A 13,343-nucleotide genomic window follows, 5' to 3' on the forward strand; every position below is an offset into this window, starting at 1 on the left:
AACCATATTTAATGAGGTGATATTCATGAAAAAAGCAATTGTATACACATCTACAAATTGCCCGCATTGCCGTCAAGTCAAAAGCTATTTGACTGATAAAGGCGTGGAGTTCGAAGAACGCAATATCGAAACCAATGAAGCTTTCGCTCAAGAGGTTTGGAATATGGGCATTCGTGCCGTTCCCTTGACTCTGATCGGGGAAGAGCGTATTTCCGGCATGAACAAAACCAAGTTTGAAAAAGTGTTGAACGCTTAATTCTGCTTAAGCGAGACAGACAAATTGTCATTTGGTTAAAATAGGGCCCTCGCCAGTTCATACAGCGCGAGGGCCTGTTCATTAGGCAAAAATCAGCGGCAATGCGATTGGCGGCGTTAAAAATCCTTATCTTGAAAACAAGTGATTGGGGTTGGTATCGCCAATAATGGTCTGTAAAAATAAAAGGGTGTATAGGAACGTTAGTGTTCCTGTACGTCTTTTTTACATAGATACCCGTACACGCCCGAGAAAAGGGGCTGTGGCTGCATAGGCTGCGCCCAGCATGGTCGAACGGCTGCCAAGCGTGGAAAAACGGATTTGCAGCTGCCGGCGATGATATGGCAGGGCACGCTGGTCAATCGCCTCACGCATACGCTGCTCCAGCCATGGTCTGGCTTCCGCCAGCGGGCCGCCGATAATGAGCATTTCCGGGTTCAGGCTGTTCACAATATTGGCAATGCCCACACCCAAATATTGCCCGATATCCTGAAAGACGCTTAACGTATTGGCGTCACCATGCCGGGCAAACGGCAGCAATTCGGCTGTACGGTACGCGGGCAGAGCGAGGGCGGGCGCTGTATATGCCTTTTCCGAGGCGTACAGCTCCCAGCAGCCCCGGCTGCCACAGGAGCAGGAACGCCCATTCCAGTCAATGGTCATATGACCGGTCTCGCCAGCGTATCCCCAGGCCCCTTGATACGGCTTGCCGTCAATCATAATCCCGGCCCCAATCCCGGAGCCTGCGCTGATGTAGACCAGATCCCGCACCAGCTGCCGATGTTCGCCGTCCATACCATAGTACAGCTCGCCCTGCGCGCCGGCGTTGGCCTCGTTATCCACCACGACGGGCAGGCCAAGCTCTGTCTCAAGCTGCTGCCGCAGTGGAACCTCGCCCCAGCCCAGATTGGGCGCGAACAGAACAGTTCCCGATTCATCCACCATACCCGGCACGCCCAGCCCAATGCCGACGATATCGTGAGGGGAGGGAGGAGCGGCCTGCATGAGCTGCCGAATCAGCTTTAGGATCTGTTCCATGACAAAGGCCGGATCATGCTGTGACAGAGGGAGGGTAAGCTCGGTTTCAATAGCGCCTGCCAAATCAGTTAGAGCGCCCTGGATATACTGCACGCTGACCTCGATACCGATTACAAAGCCAGCGCGGCTGTTAAACAGCAGCATCAAAGGCTTGCGTCCGCCACTGGACTCGCCTAATCCCGTTTCATATACAAGCCCCTCGGCGATTAACTCAGCTACCAGGTTGGAGATGGTAGCCTTGTTTAACCCGGTCTGGCTTGATAATTGTGCCCGGGATAATGGGGCATGGAGGCGGATACGCTCGAGCACAATGGATTTATTCAGTTTTTTGACCAGCGCCTGATCGCCAGTGACATTCATGACCTTTTCACTTCCTGTTGGTGTAATTCCCGATATTATATCATAAAAGCAAACTTAGTTTAACCAATAGACAAAGTCTTTTGGCTGTGCTAGAATCTTTTTTGTAAACGGTTACTATAACGATTGCTACAAAGGAGGAACTTATTGATGGCTTATTTCGAGCAAGTATCCAAAATTCATTTTGAGGGCAAGCAATCCAATAATCCTTTTGCATTTAAATTTTATAATCCTAAAGAAGTTGTGTCCGGGAAAACGATGGAAGAGCATTTGCGTTTTAGCATGGCATATTGGCATACCCTCGTTGCAGGCGGCTCCGATCCGTTCGGGGTAGAGACTGCGCAACGTTCGTGGTCCAAGTTTAGAGGCATGGATTTGGCGAAGGCTCGTGTGGAAGCTGCTTTTGAGCTGCTGGATAAGCTGAACCTGCCTTATTTTGCTTTCCACGATGTGGATATCGCCCCGGAAGGCGCGTCCCTGAAGGAGTTTTACAGCAATCTGGATACGATCGTGGATATGATCGAGGAGCATATGAAGGCTACGGGGAAAAAGCTGCTGTGGAACACGGCAAACATGTTTAGCCATCCTCGTTATGTGCATGGAGCTGCGTCAGCCTGCAATGCGGACGTATACGCGCATGCAGCCGCCCAGATCAAGAAGGGCCTGGAAATAGGGAAGCGTTTGGGCGCAGACAACTATGTGTTCTGGGGTGGCCGTGAAGGCTACGAAACACTGCTCAATACAGATATGAAGCTGGAGCAGGATAACCTGGGCCGAATGTTCCATATGGCTGTCGACTATGCGCGTGAAATTGGCTTTGATGCTCAGTTCCTGATCGAGCCTAAACCGAAGGAGCCAACCAAGCATCAGTATGATTTTGATGCGGCGACGACGATTGCCTTCCTGCAAAGATACGATCTGGATCAGCATTTCAAGCTTAATCTGGAAGCTAACCATGCGACGCTGGCGGGTCATACCTTTGATCATGAGCTGCGTGTGGCCCGGATTAACGGTATGCTGGGCTCGCTGGATGCGAACCAGGGAGATTTGATGCTGGGCTGGGACACAGACGAATTCCCGGTAGACCTGTATGATGCGACCCTGACCATGTATGAAGTGCTGCAAAACAAAGGCCTGGGCCGTGGAGGCATCAATTTTGATGCCAAGGTCCGCAGAGCTTCATTTGAGCCGGAAGATTTGTTCCTCGCACACATTGCAGGGATGGATACGTATGCAAAAGGCTTGAAGATCGCCGCCAAGCTGATCGAGGATCATGTGTTTGATGATTTTATCGAGCAGCGCTACATCAGCTTTAAAGAAGGCATCGGCGCAGACATCGTATCCGGCAAAGCAACGCTTGCCTCGCTGGCTGAATATGCACTGGCGAATGAAGCACCACGCAAAAACGTGTCCGGTCGTCAGGAATATTTGAAGGCGACATTAAATCAATATATTACAGCGGATTAATAGCATAATCTAATCTATAGATCAAATCATGGATACATGGTAGCAGGGAAGGAGGAACATCGATGCAGAAAGAGATACAACAGAAGCGGGAGCGGTATGTCATCGGCGTCGATCTAGGGACCAGCGCAGTCAAAACAGTACTGGTCAACCGCAAGGGACAAGTGGCTTATGAGGCTTCCCAGTCTTATCCACTCTATCAGCCGAAGGCAGGGTATAGTGAACAGCATCCTGAGGATTGGGTCAGCGGAACGCTGGCGTCGCTGAAGCAGCTCGTGGAAAAGGCCGGAATTGGCGGTGCAGATGCCGTGGACGGCATTAGCTTTTCGGGACAGATGCACGGGCTTGTGTTGACCGACAAGGAAGGCCAAGTGCTTCGTCCGGCTATTCTGTGGAATGACACGCGCACAACGGCACAATGTCGCCGTATTGAAGAACAGCTCGGACCGGAGCTGCTGCGCATCGCACGCAATCGCTCGCTCGAGGGCTTCACGCTGCCCAAGCTGCTGTGGGTGCTGGAGCATGAGCCGGACGTGCTGGCGCGTGCAGCCCATTTTATGCTGCCGAAGGATTATGTGCGGTACCGTCTGACCGGGCAGCTGGCGATGGAGTATTCAGATGCAGCCGGTACGCTGCTGCTGGATGTCGCCCAAAAGCAGTGGAGCCAGGAGATCGCCGCTGCGTTTGAATTGCCGTTATCGTTATTCCCGCCGCTGGTGGAATCTTTTGACCAGACAGGTACACTGCTGCCGGAGATTGCGGAGCAGAGCGGACTTTCGCCTGGAACCAAGGTGTATGCGGGGGGCGCAGACAACGCATGTGGAGCGATTGGTGCAGGCATTTTGAGCGAAGGCCGTACCATGTGCAGCATCGGCACCTCTGGCGTTGTGCTTTCCTATGAGGAGCGCAAGGATATTGATGTGCAGGGCCGGGCGCATTTTTTTAATCATAGTGAGCAGGATGCTTATTATATCATGGGAGTTACACTTGCGGCCGGGTACAGCTTAACCTGGTTTAAGGAAACCTTTACGCCGGGGCTTTCTTTTGATGCGCTGCTGGAGGATGTCGGCTCTGTGGAGCCAGGCAGCCGTGGACTGCTGTTTACGCCTTATATCGTCGGCGAACGCACCCCTCATCCGGATGCGAACATCCGGGGCAGCTTTATCGGGATGGATGCGGGGCATGGGCTTGCGCATTTTACACGGGCGGTGCTGGAGGGAATTACGTTTTCGCTCAAGGAATCAATTGATATTCTCAGAGGAACAGGCAAAACGGTGAAAGAGGTCATTTCCATCGGCGGTGGTGCGCGCAGCGAGGCGTGGCTGCAAATGCAGGCCGATATTTTCAATGCCGATATCATCAAGCTGGAGAGTGAGCAGGGACCTGCCCTGGGAGCAGCCATGCTGGCTGCATACGGCAGCGGCTGGTTTGCATCGCTGCAAGCGTGTGCTGAAGTATTTCTGCGCGAGGCTGCGAGATATTCACCGAACCCGGAGCATGTGGCTCGGTATGAAGGTTTGTATGGACTGTATCGTGAAGTTTACCCGCACACGCGGGAGCTCAATGAACATTTGGCGAAATATCGCTGAGTACCTGTAAGTTCGAAAACATAGGAAAAGCGCCTGTGAGTCAGATAAACCCGCAGACGCTTTTTTTAATGGAAGGATAAGTTTGAATTAGACATTACTCTTGATGTTGGTATGGTCTTCTTTTACAGCACTCACGGTACAGCCCGAACATGACTTGCTTGATGAGCATCCGGGACAGGCGCCTTGGCGGCTTTTTCGAAAAAAGCGTACCAGCACCCATGCGCTATAACCGAGGATCAACAACAATATAATCACATTGATCATGGAATCCACTTCCTTTTATTGTTCATAAAGTCTAATTTAACTCCAGCCTAGCAATTTGCCGCCCTGATAAATCAAAACGGTGATGATATATGCTACAGTCAAAGGATAGATGATAGAAAATGCAGTCCAGCGCCAGGAAAGGGTCTCTTTGCGAATGACCGCTACCGTCGCCAAACAAGGCACATACAACAGAATGAATGCCATAAAGCTAAAGGAAGCAAGCGGCGTAAAGGCATGGCTAACCTGCAGCTCCAGTCCCTGCATATCGGGAACATGGTAAATGATATTCATTGTCGATACGATAACCTCCTTGGCCATAAAGCCTGTGAGCAGGGACGCGCCTGCTTGCCAGGTGCCAAAACCGAGAGGGGCCAAGATCGGTGCAAACCATCCTCCAATCGTGGCCAGCAGGCTGTCGTCCATTTCAGCACCGAAGCCGTGTGGTCCGTAATTGGACAGTAGCCAGATGCCAACGGAACCGGCAAGAATAATCGTTCCGGCTTTACGGACGAAGCCCTTGACCTTTTCCCATGTACTGCGAAACAGAGTGAGAGCTTGCGGCACCCGATACGGTGGGAGCTCTACAATGAAGAGGGAAGGCTCACCCGACAGAATGGACACCTTGGAAAAAATTTTAGCCAGTATAAGCGACACGGTGATTCCCAGTACGTACATCAGCATGATGACGCTTGCCGCATGTGTCGGGAAAAATACGCCCGCAAACAACGCATATACCGGCAGGCGGGCTGAACATGACATGAAGGGCACCAGCAGCGTTGTAATGAGGCGTTCTCTCGGCTGTTCAATGGTGCGTGCCGCCATAATCGCCGGAACATTGCAGCCAAATCCGATGATAAACGGAATGAAGCTTTTCCCGTTCAAGCCAACGGCTTGCATCAGGCGGTCCATTAATATTGTGACCCGTGCCATATATCCGGAGTCTTCAATTATCGAGATGATCAGGAATAAAATAGCGATCTGCGGCAGAAAAACGAGCACGCCTCCGACGCCTGCCACGATGCCATCCACGACCAGACTTTGTGTAAAGGCAGACGCATTCCATTGCACCAGCACTTCAGAAATCCAATTGCTGAGTGCCCCTGAAAAGAATCCGTCCATCATATCTGAAAGGACCGTACCCGCCCAATCGAAGGTGAACTTGAAGGTGATGTACATCAGCAGCAAAAAGATCGGAATCCCCAGATACCGATGGGTTAGCAGCGCGTCCAGTTTATCCGTCAGACTGTGCGGCTTGAGGCTGGAGGTATCGATTGCCTTGCCGCACAGCTCAGCAATCCATGCTGCACGTACAGAACGGATATGCTGGGCAGGGGTGGCTGTGCGACCTTCACTGAGAAGCTCTTCTTCGCAACGTTGGATACGTGCGGTTACCTTCTCACGCTGCACCTCACTCGTCATCCATTCCAGGACGACAGGATTGTTTTCCAGACATTGCAGTGCGGCCCACTGGAGCTGCGGTACGGGTGCATCCTTTAGCAAGCTACAAATATCGGCAATCGCGGCTTCAACGGCAGGGCCGTAGTCCAATTGAAAAGTGTTGGATGTACGACGTACCTCCCGGAGAGTGGCAAGCATCTGTTTGCTCCCGCTGCCTGTGCGTGCAACCATAGGAATAATTGGGACGTTCAATTGTTCAGCCAGCAATTGTTTGTTTATACGAAGACCTGTGGCATCAGCTACGTCGGTCATGTTTAGGCCGAGCACCAGCGGGCGGCCATACTCTAGCAGCTGTACAGTCAGATACAGATTTCGCTGGAGCTGGGAGGCATCTACGATGTTAATCAGAGCCGCAGGCGGTTCTTCCAGCAAATAACGGGTGGCAACCCCCTCATCCAGTGAAAGAGGAAGCAGGGAATAGGCGCCCGGCAAATCTACCAAAACAGCAGACTTGTCACGCAGGAGTCCTGTTTTCTTTTCCACTGTGACCCCGGACCAGTTGCCTACCTCTGCATACGTGCGAGTCAGCTTGTTGAATAATGAGGTTTTTCCCGTGTTGGGATTGCCGAACAAAGCGATCATGTCCATGTTGGGACGACCTCCAATTGCTTCACCTGATTTTGACGGAGGCCGACCAATTGACCGTTGCATTCAATGATGACAGGACCGCCTAATAAACTTATTTTTTTTAACCGTATGATAGAACCTTCGTCAATACCCATATCCGTCAAGCGTCGGCGCAATGAGGGATGGAGAGAGGCAAGGGACTGCAAGCGCACAGTCTGGCCCATTGGAACACGAAGGAGAGAGAGATGTTCTGGCATGGTGCTCAGCCTTTCTAATGTAGAATGAGAATCAATATCATTTAATTCCGATGCCAGTACCATATCATAAAAAGTACTTTGTGGCTATGATAAAATTTGCTGTGGACGACCATGAATATCCGTTGTCCGGCCTGTTAAATAAGCACATACGATGTCACAATCTGCCGCCGGGCGGGCCTTTACTCGTCTACAACCGACAAAACTAGAGCGTTTGGGGCAACTGTTTTTATGGTAAGATAGAGCTGTTTATAATTATGTAGAGAAGGGCAGGAGCGCTCTGTATGAATAGAAAAATCGGGGTTCGGCTTGTAAAATGTCTGGTTGCGGGTGCAGCGCTGGCTGTGTTGCTGCCGCAGGCTGTGGAATGGGGCAACAACGTATATGCGGCGTCGGTCAAACCGGCTTCACCCGTATCGTCACAGCAGCTTCAGAATAAGCTTTTGCAGGCTATGGATACGCGGAGTGAAACGTTGACCTTTACATATCAAGGGCGGGTGAACGGTCTCAAACAGCAGCTGGAGAAGGCCATTCAACAGGCCATGGAGAGCGATCCGTATGTGAATTATACGATCAAGAGTTACGCATTCAGCTATACAGGCACCACCACGTCCGCTGAGGTTACGATTCGTTTGAGCTACCGCGAGACGAAGGAACAGACGGCCTATGTGGACAGCACCGTTCAATCCGTGCTGAAGGATATCATTGCGAAAGGGATGACCGATCATGAGAAGGTGAAGGCCATCCATGACTGGATCGTAGTTCGGCTGAAATATGATGAGACCCAGGAGAAGTACACAGCCTATGATGGTCTGAAAACCGGGAGCACCGTCTGCCAGGGCTATTCCCTGCTGGCCTACAAAATGCTGGAGCGTGCAGGGATTACGAACCGGATTGTAGAAGGAAGAGGAGGAGGTCAGCTGCATGCCTGGAATCTTGTTTTGCTGGACGGCCACTGGTATCACATGGATACGACCTGGGATGACCCGACACCGGATCGCGGGAACGAAGTCAGCACCTCCTATTATCTGCTGACTGATACGGAAATGCGCCGGGACCACTCATGGGTCAAACCGTACCCTCAGGCGAACACATCGTATCGTCAGACTTTATCCGCATTGATCACTGCGGGCGGGCCGAAGACCGCTGTGTATCAAAAGCTGTACAATAACCTGGAATATCCGCTCCAAGATGGCAAGGGTCTGGTTAAATCATCGGCTGATATCAAGGAGCAGGTTAGCACGTCTATCAATAAGGGCGGGACGACGCTCACCTTCGGATACCAGGGAACAGAGCGAAGCCTGAAGGAAGATCTACAGCCATTGTACCAGCTCGGTTTGAAGTCCATTTCCTATCAGATTACGAATCTGGGGAGTACCGGGAATCTTCGTGTAACGTTGAAATGGACCTAATCATCTTGCAGTAGAAAGCTGCACGACTAAAGGAGTATTTTATTGATATGCACAAGCGTTCCTTTACCTACTTACTTGGCACGCAGACCATGTCAAATGCGGCCGACATTCTTTATATTATGGCACTTGTATCTCTTGTGTTTCATGAGACGGATTCAATCTTTTCCTCCGTTCTCGTTCCGCTGCTGCGAATGGGAGCACAGATGATCAGCGGCTTTTTGGCGCCGCTGATTTTGGCCCGCTTCCAGCTGCCTTTTATTTTATTCGTTTCCCAGCTCGGGCAGCTGGCTTTCTTTGCTGTTTTGCTGGGCCACCTGTGGTCAGCAGGCACGGAGCCGAAATGGGTGATTGTGTTTATGATGGTGGCAGCCATGTCCTTTCTGGACGGATGGACTACACCTGCACGGAATGCGCTGATTCCTCGTCTGGCATCCGGAGAAGGGCTGATGCGGGCGAACAGCCTTGTATCGGTCAGCGATCAGACGGTGCAATTGGCGGGATGGGGGCTTAGTGGCGTGCTCGTGGCCATGCTGGGCCCTGGAAAGACGCTGCTGGTGGCTGGCGGACTGTATTTGGTAGCCTTGATTTTCACCAGCTTGATCCGGGATCCGTTAGAGGGCAGGGCCCATTACTTGCTGCAGCCCGGGACACGGGTACGAGACGGGGAGGACTTGGCGTCCGAAGCTGTGTCTGAGCCGGGGCTAGGGCATCATGATTTGCCTCCGGTACAGCTGGAAGAAATGCTGCACGGCCCGGAGTCGGATAACCCGGTATTGCCTGTGAAGCGTAAAAAGGAAATACTGCGTGAGGGCTGGGTCCTTATCGGAGCCAGTCGCAGGCTCAAAGTGCTTATTTTCATGGATATGATTGACCTGCTGGGGGGCTCCGTGTGGGTCGGCGCGTTCACGCTTGCTTTCGCCCAGCAGGTTCTGCACAAAAGCGAGGCATGGTGGGGGTACATCAACGCATCGTATTTTGCAGGAGCGATTGGCGGAGGCTTCGTTGTCCTCGCCTGCATTAAGCATTTGCAGCGCAGACTGTTACCTGCCATGCTTGCAGGGATGGCTGGTTACTGCCTGCTGACAGCCTGGTATGCTCTGAACACATTACCGCCGCTGACGCTGCTCATCGTTCTGTTGATGGGATTGCCTGCGGAAATGTCCGTCGTATCCCGCCGTACGATGATGCAAATGAGCGTATCTGTGCATGATTTGCCCAAGGTGCTGTCGGCCCAGGCTACATTGACCAGCCTGACCTTTTGCATTTCGCTGCTCTTAATGGGCTGGATTGCAGACCATCTGGGCATCGTTAATTTGTACTTGTTCTCTGCACTGTTGACACTGATTGCTGTGATATACGGCATCTTCAGCCGGCGTGCTTTCGCTGCATCCATGACGGCTGCAGGAGCTTCTGCCTCCAAATAAAAGCAAAAAGCCCGTCTCCGGGCATCGATAGGGAACATGCGGCTGAACGGTTTTAGGACCGCAAGTGGCAGCGTGCATTCCCCTGATAAGCGGAGACGGGCTTTTTTACTATTTTATATTCGAAGATGCCTCTGAGCTCAAATCACATTCTTTTAATGGAACGACTTTCGTGCGCTTGATCCATTTGTAGCCAAACCATAGCATCAGGAACATCGGTATACTCAAGTACGTCGCAATCATCGTTTTCCAGTCAATTTCCTGTCCGCTGAAGGCATGCGTACCTTGACCGATGATCACGATGATACACAGAGCAAACGCGAACAGCGGCCCAAACGGGAACCAGCGTGCCTGATATGGGAGCTCACTCAGACTGTGACCCTGCGCAGTAAAGGCACGGCGGAAACGATAATGACTGACCGCAATACCGACCCACGTAATAAATCCGCACATTCCGGAGGCATTCAGCAGCCAGTTGTAGACGACACCATCTCCGTACAGGGAGGCGAGAAAGGCCAGCATACCGACCGCAGTCGTGATCAGCAAGGCGTTCATCGGAATGCCGCGCGAATTGACGTGTCCGAGGAAGCGGGGAGCTTTGCCTTCACGCGCCAGAGCAAACAGCACGCGTGTCGCCGCATACATCCCCGAGTTGCCTGCCGATAATACGGAAGTCAAAATAACGGCGTTCATGACAGAAGCAGCAATCGCAAGTCCTGCTTTTTCAAACACAAGCGTGAACGGGCTGACCCCAATGTCACTGATTTCTCCCCGCAACAGGTTTGGATTCGTATATGGAATGATCAATCCAATGACGAGAATCGCCAGAATATAAAAGAACAGGATGCGCCAAAAGATTTGACGAATGGCACGCGGCACGTTTTCACGCGGATTTTCGCTTTCTCCAGCGGCTACCCCGATCAGCTCGGTTCCCTGAAAGGAAAAGCCTGCAGCCATGAATACACCCAATATAGCAAAAAAGCCGCCATGGAACGGAGCGTCCCCGACCGTGAAGTTGGCGAAACCAATCGCCGGGCCGCCCATAATGCCGAAGATCATCAGCACACCTACGGCCAAAAAGATCACGACAGTCACAATTTTAATCATGGCGAACCAGTATTCGGACTCACCGTAGCCTTTGACCGTCAGCGCGTTCAAAGTAAAGATCACGGCCAGAAATAACAGACTCCACCAGGCGGAGTGGCTTTCCGGGAACCAGTATTTGATCAGCACCGTTGCTGCTGCCAGCTCGGCGGCAATCGTTACCGCCCAGTTGTACCAGAAGTTCCAGCCCATGGCGAAGCCGAAGGCCGGATCGACGAAGCGGCCTGCGTAGGTATTAAAAGAGCCGGATTCAGGCATAAATGTAGCCAACTCACCAAGGCTGGTCATCAGGAAGTAAACCATGAGGCCGACTGCGGCATAAGCCAGCAGGGCACCACCGGGTCCGGCTTCGGAAACTGCGCCTCCGCTGGCCAGGAACAGGCCTGTTCCGATGGAGCCCCCGAGGCCGATCATCGTCATATGCCGGGCCTTGAGACTTTTGCGCAAGGTTGCGTCGGGTGTTGCTTTGTGTTGCACGTTCATACACTCCTTCATGAAATTATATTTCATGTCAGGGCAAGAGCCAGAAGGAGGGGGAGTAAAAAATCAAAAAACCGCAGGTAATACGCCTGCGGTCTTGTCTATGCATTCCGCACCATACCTTCTTCTATAACAAGATAGCTCAACACACGTGTCTGAGTCAGGACATCGCGTGACAGTTCTGCTCCTTTCGGTCAGCAGCCCCAGCATCCGGAGTATTTGCAAAGAGTCAGCTCCGTATACTTCGGCGGGTGCACCTTTCCACTGGAATCATAGACGGCTCTTATCGTCTCTTCCGGTGTACTGATTACATCCGCGACCTCTACCTCATCATAAAACATGGTTGATGAGGTGTATGACATGATATTTATTGTATAGCAGACTACAGTATATCGTACCTGTACATCATCTGACAATCGACAATTTTTTGAATTTGCCGCTGTAAAGCATGAAATCAAGCGTTGCGCTTGGCCATCTGCTGCCATACAGTTCCTGCGGCTTGCTCGCCTGATTCGATGCGCTCCAGCGCCATTTTAGCCTGCAGACTGACCTCGAATTCGGGGTCATCGACAGCCTTCTCCAGCGCGTCACGCGCCTCCTCGGTTCCGACCTCGTATAAGAAACGGGCCGCGCGCCAGCGCACCAGCTTGCTGCTGTCCGACAGCGCTCCAATCATCGCACCGGTAGCAGCCGGATCACCGATGTCTGACAGCGTATCGCCAGCGGTCCGGCGCACCGTGGCTGAAGGATCGCGCAGCGCCTCGGCCAGCAGCTCCATCGCCTCCGGTGAGCGAATATCGCCCAGATAGACGACACCCAGTCGCCGCAGCTGCATTTTGTCATCATGCAGCGCTTGCCGGATGAGTGGCAGGTGCTCGGGGGTCGGCTCCAGCCGATCCAGCGCAGCGTAACGCGTGCGCCAATCCTCGTGTCGAAGGGCCTGCTCCAGCTCGGCCTCGCTCCATTCGCGGCGTTCTTCCACGAATTCGCTGTTGTCTTTGCCGTGGGCAATCGCTTGCTGGATGATTTGCTCCAGCCGGTCTTGCGGGAAGGCTGCCTCCAGCTCCTGCTCGACTTCGCGCGCAATATCCGGCAGTTCACCGTAACGAACGCCGTAATCACTCAGCTTGCGCTCCTTGATCAGCGTTGCACTCGCTACGCGGGTAACGGCCTGCACAAAACGGTCGGACAAAGAAATCCGTTCCTCCTTCTGCCCGTCCTTAACCCGAATCTGCATCGGAATGCCGCGGAAAAATTGCACAAAAACCTGTGCTTCGCCAAACGCTTCCCCGGAGGTTTCCTCCGGCAAATCCCAATTGGCGTCCGCGCCTTCCTCGCCTAACTGGTCCCGGACTTGACCCAAAATGGCAGACCAATCCGCATTTCCTTTGCGGTCCAGGGCTACAAAGTCTGTCGTGTGAAACACGCTTTTGACCCCTTCAATCGCCAGCATACGCCGGATAAACGGGGGAGCGGAGCGTTCATTGTCACGTGTATATGTTCTGCGGATGCCTGCTTCCAGCCGCTCATCCAGATGCAGCATCATGGTGTTCGGACTGGGAGTCGGCTCGATAGATGTTATCTTCATAGCTCGGTACAGCCTCCTGTTCAAAAGTTCTCGATATATAGCATATCTGTATTGTACCTCATTCTACGAATGTCTCCCAAGAGATAGTTTGTAA

General features: G+C 52.4%; 11 protein-coding genes and 1 riboswitch. Of the genes, 5 read left to right on the plus strand and 6 right to left on the minus strand.

The genetic code is table 11. The annotated features are described in order from the left end of the window. The first annotated feature begins 25 nt into the window (after positions 1-25). Positions 26-256 carry a glutaredoxin family protein gene (locus JO375_RS13245; RefSeq protein WP_229524913.1) on the plus strand — a complete coding sequence of 77 codons (231 nt, stop codon included), beginning with the start codon at positions 26-28 and terminating at the stop codon, positions 254-256. 222 nt (positions 257-478) lie between these two features. Here JO375_RS13245 and JO375_RS13250 read toward each other — a convergent pair whose 3' ends face one another. Further along, positions 479-1,651, minus strand: coding sequence for an ROK family transcriptional regulator (locus JO375_RS13250; RefSeq protein WP_229524914.1), 1,173 nt, complete (start codon positions 1,649-1,651; stop codon positions 479-481). Between the two features lie 147 nt (positions 1,652-1,798). On the opposite strand from JO375_RS13250, the gene xylA reads away from it, so the two are divergent. Together xylA and xylB are read left to right on the plus strand one after the other, a co-directional pair. After that, positions 1,799-3,115: a xylose isomerase gene (gene xylA, locus JO375_RS13255; protein WP_229524915.1), complete on the plus strand. Its 1,317-nt coding sequence runs from the start codon at positions 1,799-1,801 to the stop codon at positions 3,113-3,115. 62 nt (positions 3,116-3,177) lie between these two features. Further along, positions 3,178-4,701, plus strand: coding sequence for a xylulokinase (gene xylB / locus JO375_RS13260; protein ID WP_229524916.1), 1,524 nt, complete (start codon positions 3,178-3,180; stop codon positions 4,699-4,701). Between the two features lie 87 nt (positions 4,702-4,788). Here the strand turns inward: xylB and JO375_RS13265 are convergent, their stop codons facing one another. The 3 genes from JO375_RS13265 to JO375_RS13275 are packed head-to-tail and all read right to left on the minus strand — an operon-like array spanning position 4,789 to position 7,214. Next, positions 4,789-4,965 carry a FeoB-associated Cys-rich membrane protein gene (locus JO375_RS13265; RefSeq protein WP_229524917.1) on the minus strand — a complete coding sequence of 59 codons (177 nt, stop codon included), beginning with the start codon at positions 4,963-4,965 and terminating at the stop codon, positions 4,789-4,791. Between the two features lie 36 nt (positions 4,966-5,001). Further along, the gene (feoB, locus tag JO375_RS13270) at positions 5,002-7,011 is read right to left on the minus strand and encodes a ferrous iron transport protein B (RefSeq protein WP_229524918.1); all 2,010 of its coding nucleotides are present in this window, start codon (positions 7,009-7,011) and stop codon (positions 5,002-5,004) included. Next, on the minus strand, positions 7,002-7,214 hold the full coding sequence (locus tag JO375_RS13275; RefSeq protein ID WP_229524919.1) for a FeoA family protein: 213 nt from the start codon (positions 7,212-7,214) through the stop codon (positions 7,002-7,004). Before JO375_RS13275 ends, feoB begins: the two co-directional genes overlap by 10 nt. 314 nt (positions 7,215-7,528) lie before the next feature. Here JO375_RS13275 and JO375_RS13280 point away from each other — a divergent pair, with 314 nt between their 5' ends. Both JO375_RS13280 and JO375_RS13285 read left to right on the plus strand, forming a co-directional pair. Continuing rightward, positions 7,529-8,656 (plus strand): transglutaminase domain-containing protein, encoded by a 1,128-nt coding sequence (locus JO375_RS13280; protein ID WP_229524920.1) that lies wholly within the window; start codon positions 7,529-7,531, stop codon positions 8,654-8,656. Positions 8,657-8,703: 47 nt separating this feature from the next. Beyond that, positions 8,704-10,080: an MFS transporter gene (locus tag JO375_RS13285; RefSeq protein ID WP_229524921.1), complete on the plus strand. Its 1,377-nt coding sequence runs from the start codon at positions 8,704-8,706 to the stop codon at positions 10,078-10,080. Positions 10,081-10,188: 108 nt separating this feature from the next. On the opposite strand, the gene JO375_RS13290 is transcribed toward JO375_RS13285, so the two are convergent. Then, positions 10,189-11,658, minus strand: coding sequence for an amino acid permease (locus JO375_RS13290; RefSeq protein ID WP_322098734.1), 1,470 nt, complete (start codon positions 11,656-11,658; stop codon positions 10,189-10,191). A gap of 133 nt (positions 11,659-11,791) precedes the next feature. Next, positions 11,792-11,994, minus strand: a riboswitch (Lysine riboswitch). A 121-nt stretch (positions 11,995-12,115) separates the two neighbouring features. Beyond that, positions 12,116-13,249 (minus strand): virulence factor, encoded by a 1,134-nt coding sequence (locus tag JO375_RS13295; RefSeq protein ID WP_229524922.1) that lies wholly within the window; start codon positions 13,247-13,249, stop codon positions 12,116-12,118. Between the last annotated feature and the right edge of the window lie 94 nt (positions 13,250-13,343).

This window comes from Paenibacillus farraposensis (genome assembly GCF_020736845.1).
GTDB classification, from domain to species: Bacteria; Bacillota; Bacilli; order Paenibacillales; family Paenibacillaceae; genus Paenibacillus; species Paenibacillus farraposensis.